13 protein-coding genes are annotated in these 17378 nt (G+C 59.6%); 4 read left to right on the top strand and 9 right to left on the bottom strand.

All coding sequences use genetic code 11. The features are described from left to right. Positions 1-213: 213 nt before the first annotated feature. From cimA to ilvD, 5 genes are all read right to left on the bottom strand, one after another. Positions 214-1875, bottom strand: a complete 1662-nt coding sequence (gene cimA / locus ACZCED_RS06600; RefSeq protein ID WP_464860465.1) for a citramalate synthase — start codon at positions 1873-1875, stop codon at positions 214-216. Positions 1876-1941: 66 nt separating this feature from the next. Beyond that, positions 1942-2994, bottom strand: coding sequence for a ketol-acid reductoisomerase (ilvC, locus tag ACZCED_RS06595; protein ID WP_462971600.1), 1053 nt, complete (start codon positions 2992-2994; stop codon positions 1942-1944). 108 nt (positions 2995-3102) lie between these two features. Then, a complete protein-coding gene (gene ilvN / locus ACZCED_RS06590) occupies positions 3103-3591 on the bottom strand; it encodes an acetolactate synthase small subunit (RefSeq protein ID WP_462971601.1) in 489 nt (162 codons plus the stop codon). An 11-nt stretch (positions 3592-3602) separates the two neighbouring features. Beyond that, positions 3603-5288 carry a biosynthetic-type acetolactate synthase large subunit gene (gene ilvB, locus ACZCED_RS06585; protein WP_462971602.1) on the bottom strand — a complete coding sequence of 562 codons (1686 nt, stop codon included), beginning with the start codon at positions 5286-5288 and terminating at the stop codon, positions 3603-3605. Positions 5289-5370: 82 nt separating this feature from the next. Further along, a complete protein-coding gene (gene ilvD, locus ACZCED_RS06580) occupies positions 5371-7038 on the bottom strand; it encodes a dihydroxy-acid dehydratase (protein ID WP_462971603.1) in 1668 nt (555 codons plus the stop codon). 325 nt (positions 7039-7363) lie between these two features. On the opposite strand from ilvD, the gene ACZCED_RS06575 reads away from it, so the two are divergent. Continuing rightward, the gene (locus ACZCED_RS06575) at positions 7364-7930 is read left to right on the top strand and encodes a YqgE/AlgH family protein (protein ID WP_462971604.1); all 567 of its coding nucleotides are present in this window, start codon (positions 7364-7366) and stop codon (positions 7928-7930) included. A gap of 336 nt (positions 7931-8266) precedes the next feature. On the opposite strand, the gene ACZCED_RS06570 is transcribed toward ACZCED_RS06575, so the two are convergent. Beyond that, on the bottom strand, positions 8267-8419 hold the full coding sequence (locus ACZCED_RS06570; protein ID WP_319260274.1) for a hypothetical protein: 153 nt from the start codon (positions 8417-8419) through the stop codon (positions 8267-8269). Positions 8420-8716: 297 nt separating this feature from the next. Here ACZCED_RS06570 and ACZCED_RS06565 point away from each other — a divergent pair, with 297 nt between their 5' ends. Next, positions 8717-10960, top strand: a complete 2244-nt coding sequence (locus ACZCED_RS06565; protein ID WP_464860464.1) for a dynamin family protein — start codon at positions 8717-8719, stop codon at positions 10958-10960. Between the two features lie 29 nt (positions 10961-10989). Beyond that, positions 10990-11781: a ParA family protein gene (locus tag ACZCED_RS06560; RefSeq protein ID WP_462971606.1), complete on the top strand. Its 792-nt coding sequence runs from the start codon at positions 10990-10992 to the stop codon at positions 11779-11781. Between the two features lie 133 nt (positions 11782-11914). On the opposite strand, the gene ACZCED_RS06555 is transcribed toward ACZCED_RS06560, so the two are convergent. From ACZCED_RS06555 to ACZCED_RS06545, 3 genes are all read right to left on the bottom strand, one after another. Beyond that, positions 11915-14368, bottom strand: a complete 2454-nt coding sequence (locus ACZCED_RS06555) for a heavy metal translocating P-type ATPase (protein WP_464860463.1) — start codon at positions 14366-14368, stop codon at positions 11915-11917. Next, on the bottom strand, positions 14368-14571 hold the full coding sequence (locus tag ACZCED_RS06550) for a heavy-metal-associated domain-containing protein (RefSeq protein ID WP_462971608.1): 204 nt from the start codon (positions 14569-14571) through the stop codon (positions 14368-14370). Before ACZCED_RS06550 ends, ACZCED_RS06555 begins: the two co-directional genes overlap by 1 nt. A gap of 169 nt (positions 14572-14740) precedes the next feature. Then, the gene (locus tag ACZCED_RS06545; RefSeq protein WP_464860462.1) at positions 14741-16486 is read right to left on the bottom strand and encodes a YcaO-like family protein; all 1746 of its coding nucleotides are present in this window, start codon (positions 16484-16486) and stop codon (positions 14741-14743) included. 443 nt (positions 16487-16929) lie between these two features. Here ACZCED_RS06545 and ACZCED_RS06540 point away from each other — a divergent pair, with 443 nt between their 5' ends. Next, on the top strand, positions 16930-17262 hold the full coding sequence (locus tag ACZCED_RS06540; RefSeq protein WP_462971610.1) for a hypothetical protein: 333 nt from the start codon (positions 16930-16932) through the stop codon (positions 17260-17262). Positions 17263-17378 lie beyond the last annotated feature (116 nt).

Genomic DNA, 17378 nt, shown 5'->3' with positions numbered 1-17378 from the left:
AAACGGAAACGGCAGGTGTCGATGGTGCCGGCAGCCATATTTTTAGATGTTTCTACACAAACATCAGGCACGGCCGAGCATGGGCCGCGGAATGGGCCGAATGGCCGTTTCCGCGGCGTTGATACCTTCCTTGGCAGGATCCATGGTGTGTCGATTCCTTGATCAGCAGGGTTGGGTTGGCTGGCTTCCGTTTTCGGTTTTGCGTCCCCGGGTTCAGGCGTTGACGGACATGGACCAGCCCAGTTTGAGATCTTTGGCCTTCCCGTCCGGAGATGGAATGCCGCGCTGGTGGGCCTCTTTGGCCAGCTTGAATTGAAAGCTGTCCGCCAGGGCCTGCCAACTGGCCTCGATGATGTCCTCGGAGACACCGATGGTGCTCCAGATCTGGTCCTGGTCACGGGATTCCACCAGTACCCGGACCTTGGCCTCCGTGCCTTCACGTCCGTCAACCACGCGCACCTTGAAGTCGACCAGTTTCATGGTATCCAGGTCCGGGTAGAAGTTGCCCAATGCCTTTCTCAGGGCGTTGTCAAGGGCGCTGACCGGGCCGAGGCCTTCGGCGGCGGTAATCTCGTGACTGTCGCCCACCGAAATCTTGATGGTGGCGTGGGCCGAGCAGGGCAGGTCCTTGTCTTTTTCGATGGTTACCCGGAAGGACTCCAGATCGAACAGGGGCTTGAACTGCTCGGTGAATTTCTCCAGCATGATCTGGAAGGAGCCGTCGGCCACGTCGAACTGGTACCCTTCGTCTTCCATCTGCTTGATGGCGGCGACGATGGCCTTGCTGTCGCTCCCGTTGGCGCCCAGGTCCACACCCATCTCCTTGGCCTTGTACTCCACGTTGCTCTTGCCGGCCAGATCGGACATGAGCACCCGTCGCTGGTTGCCCACGGTTTCCGGATCCATGTGTTCGTAGGCCCGCGATTCCTTCATGATGGCGCTGACGTGAATGCCGCCTTTGTGGGCGAAGGCGCTGCGCCCCACGAAGGGCCGTGAGTTCAGCGGAACGATGTTGGCCGTCTCGCTCACATAGCGGGAAAGGCTTTTCAACCCGGCCAGTTTTTCCTGAGGGATGCAGGTCCGGTTCATTTTGGTGCTGAGAACGGGGATGATGGTGGTCAAGTCGGCGTTGCCGCAGCGTTCCCCATAGCCGTTGATCGTGCCGTGAACCATGACGGCGCCGCAGTTGATGGCGGCGACGGCGTTGGCCGCTGCCATGCCGCAGTCGTTGTGGGTATGGATGCCCAGTTTCAGGTTCCCCGAATCTTTGAATCGGCGCTTCATGTCCTGGTTGACCGACTGGACGATCGATTCGATCTCCTGGGGCAGGCTGCCCCCGTTGGTATCGCACAGGACCAGAAAATCGGCACCGGCGGTGAAGGCGGCTGCCAGGGTTTCCAGGGCATAGTCCGGGTCATCCTTGAAGCCATCGAAAAAATGCTCGGCGTCATAGATCACTTCCCGGCCGTTGGCTTTGAGAAAGGTGACGCTGTCGGCGATCATGGCCAGGTTTTCCTCCAGGGTGTTGTCCATGATGGACTTCACGTGAAGGGCCCAGCTCTTGCCGAAGATGGCTGCTGCCGGCGTGTCGCTTTCCAGGATCGCTTTCAGGTTGGCGTCGTCGGCGGCAAGGATGCCGGGCCTGCGGGTGGAGCCGAAGGCCGTGATCCGGGCGGTCTTGAAGTGCTCCCGCTTGGCCAGATCGAAGAAGCGGATATCCCGCGGATTGGATCCGGGCCAGCCGCCCTCGATATAGTGAATCCCCATGTCATCCAGCCGCATGGCGATTTTGAGCTTCTCGTCGGCAGTAAAGGTGATATTTTCGCCCTGGGTGCCGTCTCTTAAGGTCGTGTCGTAGATTAGGATCGGTTCCATTATCGTTCTCCTGCACTGCAACGGCGGCAGGGTCGGGCCGGCAATGCCGGCCGGACCCCATGCCATCTATTTGCGCCGGTTTTCCGGTCGAAGGGCGCGTACAGCGGCACCGGCCCGCCACATTTCCGAATCGTGGATGACCTTGAGTTCCGCATCCAGGCGTTCCCGGTAATCCGGGGCGCTGTTGCATTCGAGGGTCCGGCGGGTCTCTTCACCGCTGACCACGCTGGTATACAGCTGCTCGAACACCGGTGCCACGGCATCCCGGAAGCGGGGCGCCCAATCCAGGGCGCCGCGCTGGGCGGTGGTGCTGCAGTTGGCGTACATCCAGTCCATGCCGTTTTGGGCCACCAGGCGAATCAGGCTCTGGGTCAACTCTTCCACGGTCTCGTTGAAGGCCTCGCTGGGGCTGTGGCCGTTCTTTCGAAGCACCTGGTACTGGGCTTCCATGACTCCGGCCAGGCATCCCATGAGCACGCCGCGTTCACCGGTGAGGTCGCTGTGAACCTCTTTTTCAAAGGTGGTGGGAAACAGATAGCCGGAGCCGATGGCGATACCCAGGGCGATGGTACGCTCCCTGGCCCGCCCGGTGTAGTCCTGGTGAACGGCAAAGCTGGAATTGATCCCGCTGCCGTCCAGGAAGTTGGAGCGCACCGTGGTTCCCGAGCCTTTCGGTGCAGCCAGGATTACATCCACGTTTGCCGGCGGGACGATCCCGGTCTGGTCCCGGTAAACGATGCCGAAGCCATGGGAAAAATAAAGGGCATCCCCATCGTTGAGGCAGGCCTTGACGGTGGGCCACATGGCCACCTGGCCGGCATCTGAGAGCAGGTACTGGACGACGGTGGCCTTTTTGGCGGCTTCCGCGATGGGAAACAGGGTCTTTCCGGGTACGAATCCGTCCGCCACGGCCTTTTCCCAGGAGGCGGACCCTTCCCGCTGGCCCACGATGACAGCAATGCCGTTGTCGCGCATGTTCAGCGCCTGCCCCGGCCCCTGGACTCCGTAACCGAGCACGGCGACGGTTTCATTTTCAAGCAGTTCGCGCGCCTGCTGGAGGGTGAATTCCTCCGCGGTGATCACTTCTTCAGTCGTTCCGCCAAAATCGATATGAGCCATCTGAAACTCCTTGATAATCATTTTAATTCCGGACAGTTGTATTATTTTTCCTGCCGGATTGGTTTAATGGCCCGATCCCGCACGCCCCCGTGGCATGCAGTCGGGCGATCAGTGAGGTTCCCTGAACAAGGCGATGGTTCCGGTGCGGGCAATTTTCTTGATGCCCATGGGTTTGAGCAGGTTGATCAGGGCCTTCATCTTGTCTTCGGTCCCGGTGGCCTCTATAATATAGTACTCGGGACCCACATCCACCACCTTGCATCTGAAAATATCCACAATCCGCAGTATCTCGTCACGGTTTTCCGGTTTGGCCCGCACGCATACCAGCGCCATCTCCCGTTGAACCGATCCGGACCCGGTAAGGTCTCTGAGCTTGATCACATTGATGAGTTTTCGAAGCTGCTTTTCGATCTGTTCAACCAGCGGTTCATTGGCTTTGGTGACGATGGTGATCCGGGATACCTGGGGGTCGATGGTTTCAGCCACGCAGAGGCTTTCGATGTTGAATCCACGGCCGCTGAACAATCCGACGATCCGGGAAAGCACGCCGGGTTCATTGTCCACCAGCATGGTCAGTATGTGTTTCTCTTCCGTCATTTTATTTTTTCCTAAACCAGCAGCATTTCCGTAATGGGAGCCCCGGCCGGTACCATCGGATAGACGCACTCTTCCCGGGCGACCCTGAAATCCATGATTACCGGGCCGGGCGTTTCGAGACCCTGGCGCAGGACCTTTTCCACCTCGTCCGGCCGTGTGGCCCGCAAGCCCACGGCGCCGAAGGCCTCGGCCAGTTTGACGAAATCCGGCGCATGATCCATGCATGTGCAGGCGTAGCGCTTGTCGTAAAACAATTCCTGCCACTGGCGCACCATGCCCAGGTAGCAATTGTTCAGGATGACCACCTTGACCGGCAGTTTGTACTGAACGGCGGTAGCCATTTCCTGGATGTTCATCTGGATGCTGCCGTCTCCGGCCACGTCCACCACCAGGGCATCGGGAAAGGCCACCTGGGCGCCGATGGCCGCCGGCAGACCGAAACCCATGGTGCCCAGCCCGCCGGAGGTGACGAAATGACCCGGGCGGTCGAAATGATAATACTGGGCCGCCCACATCTGGTTCTGACCCACCTCCGTGGTGATGATGGCTTCCCCCCGGGTCAGTTCATGGAGTTTTTCCACCACGTACTGGGGTTTGATCTCCTCCTCCTGGACATAAGCCAGCTTGTAATTTTGCTTCCACTGGTCGATCTGATCCAGCCAGGGGCCCCGGCTGGCCGTCAGCTTGTCCAGGTCCTCTTCCGCCAGGTAGCTGTTGATCACTTCCAGCGTGGTCTTGCAGTCTCCCACCACCGGGATGCTCACCGGCACGTTCTTGCGGATGGAGGTGGGGTCGATGTCGATATGAACGATCTCGGCCTGGGCGGCAAAGCAATCGGTCTTGCCGGTTACGCGGTCGTCGAAGCGCACGCCGATGCCGATGAGCAGGTCGCATGCGCCGGTGCTCATGTTGGCCCGGTAGGTGCCATGCATGCCGATCATGCCCAGCGAGAGGGGATCGGAGCCGGGAAAGGCGCCCAGGCCCATGAGGGACATGGTCACCGGGATCCGGGCACTGCGGGCCAGCCGGGTCAGCGCCTCGGCGCCTTTGGAAAGGATGACCCCGCCGCCGGCGAAAATCACCGGGCGCTTCGCCGCCATGATCAGGTCCACCACCTTGCGCAGCTGTTTCGAATTAGGTTTGTAGGTGGGGTTGTAGGACTTGAGCTTGACTTTTTGCCTGGGTTTGAAATTGGTCGTTGCCTGCTGTACATTCTTGGGAATGTCAACCAGCACCGGCCCCGGCCGGCCTGACCGGGCAATGTGAAAGGCTTCCTTGAGAATCCGGGGAAGCGCCTCCACCGAAGGCACCAGGTAGTTGTGCTTGGTGCAGGGCCGGGTGATGCCGACGATGTCCACTTCCTGGAAGGCATCGTTGCCGATGAGGTGGGTGGGCACCTGGCCGCTGATGATCACCACGGGAATGGAGTCCATATAGGCGGTAGCCACGCCGGTGACGGCATTGGTGGCACCCGGCCCGGAAGTGACCAGACAGACACCGACTTTGCCGGTCACGCGGGCGTATCCGTCGGCCGCATGCACCGCACCCTGCTCATGACGCACCAGGTAGTGGCGGATGTCGGTGGTCTCCAGATTGTCATGAATATCGATGGTGGCACCGCCGGGAAACCCGAAAATGGAATCCACGCCCTCTTCTTTGAGGACTTCCATCAAGATCTGCGCTCCGGTGAGTTTCATTTGCTTGTGCTCCTTTTTACCGAAGTCCGGGGTCGGAGATCGGATATCCGACCTCTGCCTTCCGTCTTCTGTCGTCTGTCCATCATCTGACAATCGCCCCCTGGCTGGCCGATGACACCTGTCGGGCGTAGCGGGCCATGTATCCACGGCGGATTTTCGGTTCGGGTGCCTGCCAGTTGTCCAGGCGCCGGTCGATCTCGTCATCGGGCACTTTCAGCGAGATGGTTTTTGCGGGAATGTCGATGGCGATGCGATCGCCTTCGTTGATGATGGCAATGGGACCTCCCTGGGCCGCTTCCGGCGAGATGTGGCCGATGGCGGCGCCTCGCGATCCGCCGGAAAAACGGCCGTCGGTAATCAGGGCCACGTGCGCATCCAGTCCCATGCCGGCGATGGCCGATGTGGGGGTGAGCATTTCGCGCATGCCCGGTCCGCCCATGGGTCCTTCGTAACGCACGACAATGACATCTCCCTTGTTGATGCGGCCCTCCATGATGGCTTCGGTTGCCGCCTCCTCGGAATCGAAAACCCTGGCCGGCCCTTCATGCTGCAGCATCTCATCCAGAACCGCCGATTGCTTGACCACGCATCCCTCCGGGGCCAGGTTGCCGTAAAGCACGGCCAGGCCGCCCTGCGGGTGGTAGGGATGGTCCAGGGGCCGTATCACGTCGCTGTCACGGGTGAAGACCCCGGCGGTATTTTCGGCGATGGTTTTGCCGGTGACGGTCAGGCAGTCCGCATGGATCAACCCGGCGGCAGACAGTGCCTTGAGGACGGCGCTGATGCCGCCGGCCCGGTTCAGGTCCTGAATGTGATGCGCACCCCCGGGGCTCAGGGAGCAGATGTGAGGGGTCCGCTCGCTGATGGCGTTGATCATGCCCAGATCCAGGGAAACGCCGGCCTCTGCGGCAATCGCCGGCAGGTGCAGCACGGTGTTGGTGGAACACCCCAGCGCCATGTCGACGGTCAGGGCATTGTGAAACGCCTCGGGGGTCATGATCTTTCTGGCGGTGACCTTTTCACTCCACAGGTTCATGATTTGAATGCCGGCCTGCTTGGCCAGGCGCACGCGGGCGGAGAAGACGGCGGGGATGGTACCGTTTCCAGGCAGGCCCATACCAATCACTTCGGTCAGACAGTTCATCGAATTGGCGGTGAACATGCCGGCGCAGGAGCCGCAGGTCGGGCAGGCGGCGTCTTCGATGGCAGTCAGGCGGTCGGCCTTCATTTTACCGGCTTTTACGGCGCCGACCGCTTCAAAAACGGTAATCAGGTCGATTTTCTGACCGGGTATGTCCGGGTGTTCACCCGCCAGCATGGGCCCGCCGCTGATGAAAATGGTGGGCAGATCCAACCGTGCGGCCGCCATGAGCATGCCCGGTACGATCTTGTCGCAGTTCGGGATCATGACCATGGCATCCAGGGCATGGCCGATGGCCATTACCTCGATGGAGTCGGCAATGAGTTCCCGGCTGGCCAGTGAGTATTTCATGCCGGTGTGATTCATGGCGATGCCGTCGCAGACACCGATGGTGCCGAATTCCACCGGCGTGCCGCCGGCCATGTAGATGCCGGCCTTTACCGCCTCGGCGAGGGTGTCCAGGTGAACATGGCCGGGGATGGCGGTGTTGACGGCATTGGCGATGCCGATCAGCGGGCGCTCGATCTCCTCATCCGTGTATCCGATGGCTTTGAAAAGGGCCCTGTGGGGTGCCCGTTCGATACCCTTTTTGGCGTCGTCGCTCTTCATCCCCGTATTGTCCTTTCTGAAAATGTACAAAAAAAAATCCGTTATCGCCTCTGGGGGTGATAACGGATTACGTGGTTTCCGGTGTTGGCTGGTTTAGGCCATTATCGCCCCTGTTTCCTCGTTGTGGATGAGGACACCCACTACGAGGATAAGAATGAGACCAATAAGGTTGATAAGGGCTAAGCGACTATTCATATTATGATACCCGTTGACATTGATCCTCCCCTAACAGCCCGTTTCCGGCAAGTCAAGCTTTTTCTTGCCTTTGGACCGGCTCCCCGTTAAGGTGAGTGAAACGCGCACCCACCTGAAGGAGATTTGCACCATGGACCAGACATGGCAATCCTTGAAAGGGCAGTTTCTTATGGCCATGCCCGGACTGGCCGACCCCAACTTCTACCAATCGGTTACCTGCCTGTCCGAGCATAATCCGAAGGGGGCCATGGGGATCGTGCTTACGCGGGTCCACCCGACAGTCAACGGCAAGATGATCTTTGACGAATTGCAGATCCCGAGTGCCGTCGGCGCGGAAAACATCCCGGTTCACATCGGCGGTCCGGTCCATATGAATGAACTGTTTGTTCTTCACGGTGCGCCCTTCACATGGGAAGGCAGCATGATGATAACCGGGGAACTGGCCCTGAGCAATTCGCGCGATATTCTTGAAGCCATCGCCGGGGCGCGCGGCCCCCAGGCGTTCATCATCGCCTTGGGATGTGCCGGATGGGGGCCCGGACAACTGGAGAGTGAAATCCGCAGCAATGCCTGGATCAACGGGCCCTATTCGGAAGCCATCGCCTTTCGAATGGAAGTGGAAAGGCGCTGGGAAGCGGCCATGAAAGGAATCGGCATCGACCCGGCCCTGCTGTCCGATACGGCGGGCCATGCCTGACGGCTGGTTAAGAAGCCCGATATCTGCGTTACGCTTCATCCCTAAGTCACTGCAAAGTACGATCCGTACACTGCCTACGGCACCCGCGACGGCGGTATTCTCGGGATGGAACATGAATGTTCGCCGTAATGATGCAGATCGATATACGGTTCGCTCGTTTAAGCTCGTTTCGCGGCCCGCAAGCCTTGATCGCGGGCTTTTTACCCAGCCGCCGGAAATGCGACTATTTACGCGTTCGTCAAAAAGTGAGTTTGAAAAGCGTGTTACGTTGGGTTTACAGGGGGGGTAGGAAAGGGTGAGTGAGGGGACGGCAAGGGGCGCCGATGGGCCCCTGTTTTATTCGGTGTCGTCCTTTTTGGGTTTTTGCTTGGGCTTTTTCTTCTTCAGGCAATCCTTGTCCTTGCGGACGAACGCGCAGAGCTTTGGATTGTAGTACTCTTTGCAGTTCAGCGGATTGTATAATGGGCATTCCGGATGTTTTTCAGACATGGTTGTGGTGTTCCTTCTGCTGGATTTAGCGACGCTGAGCCGCCCGTCTCATCTCTTTTCGGTCAGCTGTATATCATTAAATCATAAGATTTACAAGCCATTGTGTTCATTTGCGAAATGCCTGTGCCGCCCGGTCGCCGCTTGGGAAACCTTTGACAATCGGTCCTTTTAAATGTAAAAAAACCATTGTCGGCGCCCCGATCGTTCCCGCGGGCAGATTCCGGTTTTTTCAGCATCCGCATCGCTTGGTTTCGGAACCATCGCCAGACCTGCAACCAGACCTGAGAAAAGACAGACATGCCTGCATACGAGACACTCAAGCGCCAGCTCACCCGGATCAGCGATGATACCGCGCATCTGATTGACGACGCCGAGAAGATTACCGAACGGGTTGACGAGGGGTTCTCCCAGTGGAAGACCACCTGCCAGGTCATTTCCGAACAGATATCCGAAGAGATCATGCGCGTGGCCGTGGTGGGTGCCATCAAGTCGGGGAAAAGTACCTTCGTGAATACCCTTTACGGGGGCGATTACCTCAAACGTGGGGCCGGGGTGGTCACTTCCATCGTTACCCGGGTGAGGCACGGCAGCCGCCTGCGGGCCTCGCTTTTTCTCAAAAGCTGGGAAGAGGTCAACCGGGATATCGACGAGGCATCGGTGCTGCTGCCCGCTCACAACCGTTCCGGCGAGGCGCATCCCCTTGACATCCGCCGGGAAAGGGATCGCCAGATCCTCCACCGATCGCTGGCCGAGTTGGCGGCCGACCAGCTGATTTCCAACGACACCCGCAGTGCCGGCAGCGTGCTGCTCTCCTCCTATCTGAATGGCTACGAACGCGTACAGCCGGTCGTTCAGGCGGATTATGCCACCGTTACGTTCGAAGACGCCCGGTTTCCTTTGCACCGGGATTTCGTCGGCGACGATGCCATGGCCGTATACCTGAAGGATGTGTTGCTGGAAATCGACACCCCGGGCCTCGGTGAAGGGGTCGAGATCGCCGACTGCCAGGGCAGCGACTCGCCCAACCCGCTGCACCTGGCCATGATCCAGGATTACCTGACGCTGGCCCATCTCACGGTTTACGTGGTCAGCAGCCGTACCGGGCTCCGCCAGGCGGACATCCGGTTTTTATCCATGATCCGGAACATGGGCATTCTGGAAACGGTGGTTTTCGTCGTCAACTGCGATCTCAGCGAGCACGACTCCCTTGACGATCTGTCCGCGGGGCTGCGAAAAATTGAAGCAGACCTGAGCCTGATCTGCCCCGAACCCCAGATGTTCGCCTTTTCCGCCTTGTTCGTACTCATGTCGCAGATGGCGTCCGATCTGTCCCAAAGAGACCGCGACCGGCTGGCCCATTGGCAACGTGAGGCACCGATGGTCGATTTCGCGTCGGCTGAGCAAGGCCGTTTCGAACAGTTCCTCGTACAAAAGATCCGCCGGGAACGAACCTCCCTGCTGCTGAAGAACCACCTGGAACGACTGGAAATAGTAGCCGGCGGCATTGGCAGCTGGATTGATTTCAACCGGGACCTGCTGGCCCGGGACGCCGGCGGCGCGCGGGAGTTGGCCGACCGTGTCCACAGTCAGCGGGGCCGGTTGGAGCGCATGAAGCTGACCGTAAAAAATACGCTGGATGGTGCCGTCAACCAAGTCAAGCGCGACTTGAAAACTGCCATCGACCGGTTTTTCGACGAGCATACCGACGGTGTCGTTACCGGGGTTGTCCGTTTTGTTCGCAGCTATCAGGTGGAGATGCACCGCTATGATGAAAGCCTGATGAATGCGGGGTTTGCCAAAACGCTGTACCTGGTTTTCCAGGAGTTCAAACAGGCCCTGGATGCGTACATGGCAGAAACGGTGAACCCCCTGGTGATCCGGTTCGTCAGGTCGCAGGAAAAAAGTCTCATGGGCTATCTGGATGAGATTGCCGGGCCATACGGTGCCATGATCGACGAAGCCCTGGCGCAATACACCAGCGCCATGGACGAGGGCAAGATGCCTCAGCGGCGGGAATCGCCGCCGATTGGCTTCGGCTCGGACCTGGAATCGATCCGCAAGGTGGCCGGACTGTCGCTGCCGCCGGCTGCCGCAACCATGCATTATTCCGCCCAGATCAAAACCGAAGCGGTCATGCGTTTCGGATTCTACAAGATCGTCAACCTGGTCAAGAAAGCCATGCGAAAATCGGCGGACAAGGTTCATCAGGAACAGTTTTTGGCGCTCGCTTCGGGGGTCAAGCGCATGAAGCGCGAAACCGAGCGCTCCGTTCTGTTTCACCTGAAAGACTACAAGGAAAATATCAAGTTTCAGTATATGCTGAAACTGGCCGATGCAGCCGCCACTGCGCTGTACGGCCAGATGCTGGAGCGTTTTCAGCACCATGGCGCCGATCTCTCCAGGCTGGTGACACTCATCGGTGAGCAGCGGCTGGACAAGGAGAACGTGTCGGCTTCACTGGACCGCATGAGAGACGCTTCCCGGTCACTGCAGGAGAAGATCGGCGATTTGAAGTCGGATCTTGGTCGGTTGAACGGATAGTCCGACAACGCTAACGGAAGGGAGACAAGATGGCCAAGAAGAAAACCAGAGCGATTGCGGTGGCTAACGAGAAAGGCGGCGTGGGCAAGACGGTAACGGTGATCAACCTGGCGGCGGCGTTGACGCTGGCCAACCAGTCCGTGCTGGTGGTGGACATGGATCCACAAGCCAACGCCACCCGGGGGCTGGGCATCTCACCAGACGGTGAGCGGCCCTCGGTCTACGACCTGATCATGAACCACGGCCGGCAATCGGTTCAGGAGACGGTCCTTGCCACGCCTTGGGACGGGCTTGACCTGATACCCTCCCATGTTGATCTGTCCGGCGCCGAAGTGGAGCTGGTGGAGGCCGAAGAGCGGGAGAACCGGCTCAAGGATGCATTGGCCCCGGTTGTCGGGAATTACGATTTCATCCTGATGGACACCCCGCCCAGCCTTTCGCTGCTCACCGTCAATGTCTTCTCGTTTGCCTCGGAAGTGCTGGTGCCCTGCCAGACCCACCCCTATGCCTTCGGGGCGCTTGCCGAACTGTTTGACACCATTGAAGCGGTGCGTGAGGAGATCAACCCCGGGCTGTTCGTCACCGGCATTGTCCCCACCCTGGTGGACCTGCGCACCCGGGTGGCCAATGTCGTCATGGAGCAGCTCAAGACCGATAGCCGCTATCGAGACCTGGTGTTCGATACGGCCATTCGCAGCAACACCACCATCGCCGAAAGCGCCGACGTGGGCAAGCCGGTGGTGTTCTACCGTCGAAGCAGCTACGGGGCCATCGATTACAACCGTCTGGCGGACGAAGTCCTGGCAAGAGGGGCCAGATAGGTGTCCGGCAGCAGGCTCAAGGCGTGAGGATAACGGTTTGAGATCCTGAGGATGCAAGGCAGCGTTTCCTGATTCTGACCTTGACAAGAAACCGATCCCGTTCAATTCGCTATCAGCTATCAGCTATCAGCTATCAGCTATCAGCCAGTTTCGCCCGATAGAGCCTCAGGCTGTTGGAAACCACCGTGATGCTGGAAAAGGCCATGGCCAGAGCGGCTAGGATAGGGTGCAGCTGCCGCAGCATCATGGGCAGGCCGTCAAAGGGAAAAAGGACGCCGGCGGCCACCGGGATCAATACGGCATTGTAGAAAAAAGCCCAGAAGAGGTTCTGGCGGATGGTCCTCATGGTGGCGCGGCTCAGTGCGATGGCGCTGGGCACCCCGCTGAGCGATCCGGCCGCCAGGATCACGTCGGCCGTTTCGATGGCCACGTCGGTACCCGTACCGATGGCGAAGCCCACGTCAGCCTGGGCCAGGGCCGGGGCATCGTTGATGCCGTCGCCGACCATGGCCACCGTCTTGCCGTCCTCCTGCAGTGTTTTGACCCGCTGGGCTTTGTCTTCCGGCCGTACGTCGGCCTCCACATGGTCCACACCGGCCTGCCGGCCGATGGTCTCGGCGGCCCGGCGGTTGTCTCCGGTAAGCATCACCGTCTCCAGACCCAACCGTTTCAAGCGGGCGACGGCCGACGGCGAGTCCGCCTTGATGCGGTCCGATACGCAGATCAGCCCCAGCAGGCGGTCGGCTTCGGCGGCCACCATGACGGTTTTCCCCTGAGCCTGGAACTCCGATATCCGTTCGACCATTGCCGCCGAAACCAGTCCTGCCTGCTCGCCAAACCAGTGCGGCTTGCCCACCCTTACCAGGCGGCCATTCACCCGGGCTTCCACCCCGTCACCGCCATGGGCGTTGAAGGCCTCCGGCGCTACCAGCGGCAGCCCTGAAGCGTCGGCGTGGTTGACCACCGCCCGGCCCAGGGGGTGCTCAGACCCTTTTTCCACCGAAGCGGCCAGCGTCATCAATTCGTTTTCCGTCACCCCGTTGCCGGAATCGGGAACCATGTCGGTAACCACCGGCTTGCCTTCGGTGATGGTGCCGGTCTTGTCCAGGACCACCGTGGATAAACGCGTGGCACCCTCCAGCGCCCGGCTGTTTTTGAAAAGCATGCCCCGTTCGGCTCCCTTGCCGGTGCCGGCCATGATCGCGGTGGGTGTGGCCAGGCCAAGGGCACAGGGGCAGGCGATGACCAGCACGGCCACCATGCGGATCATGGCGGTCACGAAATCGCCGGCGAGGATCCACCAGACCGCAAAAACCAGCAGGGCAATCGCGATGATCGCCGGTACGAACACGGCGGCGACGCGATCGGCCAGGGCCTGGATGGGGGCCTTGCTGCCCTGGGCCTCCTGCACCAGCCGGATGATCTGGGCCAGGGCGGTTTCCCGGCCCACCCGGGTGGCCGTGAAGACGAGGATCCCCTGGCCGTTGATGGTGCCGGCCGCCACGGTATCGCCTGGCTTTTTGTCCACCGGAATGGGCTCGCCGGTGAGCATGGATTCGTCGACGGCCGAGGCACCGTCGATGACCCGGCCGTCGACAGGGATGCGTTCGCCCGGGCGGACCAAGATTTCATCGCCCACGCGCACCCTCTCGATAGGCATTTCATGCTCGATTCCGTCTCGGCGTACCGTGGCGGTTTTGGGGCGCAGCCCCATTAGCTTGCGGATGGCGCTGCCTGTTTTGCCCTTGGTGCGGGCTTCGAGCAGCTTGCCCATTTTAATCAAGGTGATGATCACCGCCGACGTCTCGAAATAGACATGACCCCCCAACGAGGGAATCAGCAGCACGGCCAGTGAATAGGCGTAGGCGGTGGACGATCCCATGGCCACCAGCACGTCCATGTTGGCGCTTTTGTTGCGCAGGCTTTTCAGGCCGCTGACATAATAGTCCCAGCCGGTGTAAAACTGCACCGGCGTCGCCAGCGCCAGAAACAGCCAGTTGACCCACACCTGGTGGCTCCACTCGCCGGTGAGGCCAAAATCCCTGGCCATGCTGATCACAAACAGGGGCAGGGCAAAGACGACGCCGACCATGAACTTGCGGGTCTGGTCGGCGATCTCCAGCTGGCGGGCATGGGCTTCCGCATCTTCCGGTTCGCCTTCCTGCGGGATCAAGGCACCGAACCCGGCCTTTTCCACTGCCGACACCAGGTCGTCGGGGGTGACCATGGACGGCAGATAGTCGACCGTCGCCCGTTCGGCGGCAACGTTCACGACGGCACTGACCACCCCGGGGACCTTTTTCCCCAGGGCCCGCTCCACGTTCATGGCGCAGTTGGCGCAGGTCATGCCCGTGACCGGGAAGTCAATGCGGGCCGTGGTGACGCTGAAACCGAGTTTTTCGACCTGCCGGATCAGATCCGTCGGAGACACGGAGTGGGGATCGAAGGTCACCGAGGCCCGTTCGGCCGCAAAGTTGACGTTGGCGTCGCTGACACCCGAAAGCTTGTTGAGCCCGCGGGCAATGTTCATGGCGCAGTTGGCGCAGGTCATGCCCGTGACGGGCAGGATGAGGGTTTGAAAGCTCATTATTGGGCCGGATAGTTGATTTCCGTGAGGGTGGCCCGGATGCGTTCGATGGAGGCCGGGGCGTCCCACTGGACGGTGACGGTTTTGGTTGCGGCATCAGCTTTGACCGAGGTGATTCCGTCCATCTCGGTCAACTCAGCCTCGATGGCCGATACGCAGTGGCCACAGGAAATGTTGGGAACGGTCAATGTTTCTTCGGCCATAAATGCCTCCTTTGAATTCAGTTTGATTCTTGTGGGATTAAAGGTAAGTGGCCCGATGGCAGCTGGCAAGGCATGCCCTGGAAAAGACCACGGTAATCTGAGGACGCCCGGGGGCGGGAAACACCAAACCCCACGCCTGGCCACTTAGAACCACGAAACCACTTTTTGGTTACGGAGGCGTGGTGCCGCTAAGGCGCTCCAGGTTGTCCCGGGCAAACGCGATCGACGGGTCCAGTTCCAGCGCCAGCCGGTAGTAGCGCACGGCATCGTCATTTTTGCCCATGTCCCGGTAGTTGGAAGCGATGTTGGCATAGTCGATGGCCGAACTGGGATCCAGCGCGATGACCTTCTCAAAGCTTTGGATGGCCGCTTCATGCTCCTTGCGCATGAAGTGGCAAAAGCCTTTTAGATTATGGATATCGGTGCGTTCCGGATCCAGTGCTTCACCCCTGGCCAGCACGGCGAGCGCATTGTCGTAATCGCCCAGTTCCTTGTGGCAGACCCCCATGTAAGAGTAGATGCTGGGGATGTCCTGGACAGCCGGCGACAGCTCGAGGGCCCGGGTAAGGTGCGCCAGGGCCGTTTGCGGGTCGTCGCGTTCCAGGTGGCAGTTGCCCAGATAGAACTGGATGAAATACTTGCCGGGCAGCAGCCGTTCCATGTCCGTCAGCCGTTTGATGGCCTCGTCCGGGCCGAAGCTCTCCATGGTGATCTTGGCGGCGAACATGGCCACGCTGGTGCCGGCGGCGCGTTCTCTGAAGTGGGCGCCGGGAACGATGGTGTAAAAGGCCGGTACGGCCAGTTGGGGATGCATGGTGTCCACCACGAGCACCTCGAAATCCCGTTGTGCCATGGCCTGGATGCAGGCTTCCACCTCGTTGCGGATGTTCGGGTGTGAAATGTCGGGCAGGTCGGCCAGGGGGATGGGGCCGGGGGCGTTGATCACGTAACCGGCATCTTCCAGGCGGGTGAACTTGGGCAGTCCCGATGCCACGTAGTTGGAGCCGGAGTTGAAGTCACCGGCCAGTTGGGCCACCTCGGTCAGGGCGCGGCTCAGGGCCTTTTCCGGACTGGGCGTAGTGCCGGCGGTCCAGACGATTTCGCTCCTGCCTGGAAAGGTGACCGGATCGTAGGCCAGGACGCCCACGGAGGGAATCCCCATGTCCTGGGTAAAATCGGTGATGAACAACTTGATGCCCGCTCTGTCGTATTTGCCCAGCATCTCCCGGACCAGCCGGTCGGTCGCCGAAGCCGGGTCGATCAGCGGTGTGGAAATCCGGCGGCGGCTGATCACCGACGAGACGTGCCGTTCGACGATTTCGCAGATGCCCTGGCAAAGGGCCTCCTCCACGCAGTTTCCGGCCGACGGGCCGTTGAAGGCGTTGATGGCGTAAAACCAATTCAGAGGGACCAGCACTTCCCTCTCGCGGGTCAGACTCCAGGCGCCGGTCCATCTCAGGGGCAGGGATTTAAAAATCCGTTTCGACACGTCAAGATCGACGGATTCGTCGTGAACCGACTTGGCGATCTGATCGAAGGCGATGGCCTCGTCGGCAAACTGGTCGTAGGTGCCCAACCGGGTGTGTTCGCGGTTGGCGTAGAAGCTGAAAAAACTGAAGCGTTCGGCCAGTTCCATCACCGCACTGGCCTCTGCCTGGGCTGCTGTCGCACCTTTGCCCATCTGCTTTTTAGTGCCGATGACCGCCTGGGCATCGTGGCCGCAGGTGCTGAAAAAGACGGGTATGTCCAGCCGGCCATTGTCTATTCGAATGGTCCGGTCAAGGATTTTCAAATCCATGTTGCGCATCCGCTGTATGGTCTTTGCCACCGTTTCTTCCGGCAGCATGATTTTATCCTGATCGTCGGTTGCCCGCTTGACGGCGTCTTTCATTTTAATCGGGCCGGTACGTTTCATTGGATCTCCTTGTCTGGCTGGCAAGCCATGTCTTTGCGGCGTCTGATCATTGTGAGCCGGTATTACCATCGTTTTTTTTTGCCCTGAACCACACCCGGTAAGCATCGATGCTGCTCGATGAATTCACCTGCATCCAGGGGCAATATAAACACGCTCTGGGCAGTGTGTCCATATAGCAAGTACAAGAAGGCGTGTCCAACTGCTGCCGACATGTTTTCGAATCCGCGGGCAAGCGACCGTGCCCGGTGAGATATTCGATATCCCACTAAAACACAGCCATTGCACTGCCGGGTGCCTGCTGCGCACAGGCAGCGCATCGCTTTGCCCGATCACCCCTTTTTTCTTCCGCTGCCGGTGAAAACCATGCGGCCGATCCGGTCGCGCTTTTTCGAAACGCTTGCTTTCATTCGAATTTAAAGGTAACATAAGAATCTAAAAAAGCCATGCTGATCTATTATCGAAAAAGCCACAACATTTTTTCAACCATGTCGAGATCCTTCAACATTCCTCAAATTATCGATTACGGCGGCCGTCGGCGGCAGTATGACCGCAGATTGAATTTCGAGCGGCCCGTGGTGCCGGAGTCCCGGTCCGGCCGGCAGCGCCGCTGCGGCTACGATCGACGCAGCATCAAAAACAATGCCCGCTTCAAGGTGAAGTCGGAACGGAGGGTCGATTTTGAGCGATTTCGCAAGTTGATCCCCGAGGAGGAAAAAATCGCCGACGAACAAATGATCCTCATCGACAACACCGCCGATTCCACCGAAGATGCCTGACCCTGACACTTGACCGCAACAGCTGAACCAATCAGCCGATGGATCGGTTGCAACGACACAACGGGTGGTGTAATAGGTTGCTGCAGTGCGCCTGACCCTAATCCCCCAGAGATCCA

The organism is Desulfosarcina sp. (assembly GCF_055467485.1).
This window is presented reverse-complemented; position numbering and strand designations above follow the sequence as displayed.

What these genes read in the sequence shown, in the direction of transcription:
- ACZCED_RS06565 (WP_464860464.1), top strand. Translation starts at nt 8,717, where the DNA reads ATGCCTGCATACGAGACACTCAAGCGCCAGCTCACCCGGATCAGCGAT.
- ilvC (WP_462971600.1), bottom strand. Translation starts at nt 2,994, where the DNA reads ATGGCTCATATCGATTTTGGCGGAACGACTGAAGAAGTGATCACCGCG.
- ACZCED_RS06540 (WP_462971610.1), top strand. Translation starts at nt 16,930, where the DNA reads ATGCTGATCTATTATCGAAAAAGCCACAACATTTTTTCAACCATGTCG.
- ilvD (WP_462971603.1), bottom strand. Translation starts at nt 7,038, where the DNA reads ATGAAGAGCGACGACGCCAAAAAGGGTATCGAACGGGCACCCCACAGG.
- ACZCED_RS06555 (WP_464860463.1), bottom strand. Translation starts at nt 14,368, where the DNA reads ATGAGCTTTCAAACCCTCATCCTGCCCGTCACGGGCATGACCTGCGCC.
- ACZCED_RS06560 (WP_462971606.1), top strand. Translation starts at nt 10,990, where the DNA reads ATGGCCAAGAAGAAAACCAGAGCGATTGCGGTGGCTAACGAGAAAGGC.
- ACZCED_RS06570 (WP_319260274.1), bottom strand. Translation starts at nt 8,419, where the DNA reads ATGTCTGAAAAACATCCGGAATGCCCATTATACAATCCGCTGAACTGC.
- ilvN (WP_462971601.1), bottom strand. Translation starts at nt 3,591, where the DNA reads ATGACGGAAGAGAAACACATACTGACCATGCTGGTGGACAATGAACCC.
- ACZCED_RS06550 (WP_462971608.1), bottom strand. Translation starts at nt 14,571, where the DNA reads ATGGCCGAAGAAACATTGACCGTTCCCAACATTTCCTGTGGCCACTGC.
- ACZCED_RS06575 (WP_462971604.1), top strand. Translation starts at nt 7,364, where the DNA reads ATGGACCAGACATGGCAATCCTTGAAAGGGCAGTTTCTTATGGCCATG.
- cimA (WP_464860465.1), bottom strand. Translation starts at nt 1,875, where the DNA reads ATGGAACCGATCCTAATCTACGACACGACCTTAAGAGACGGCACCCAG.
- ilvB (WP_462971602.1), bottom strand. Translation starts at nt 5,288, where the DNA reads ATGAAACTCACCGGAGCGCAGATCTTGATGGAAGTCCTCAAAGAAGAG.
- ACZCED_RS06545 (WP_464860462.1), bottom strand. Translation starts at nt 16,486, where the DNA reads ATGAAACGTACCGGCCCGATTAAAATGAAAGACGCCGTCAAGCGGGCA.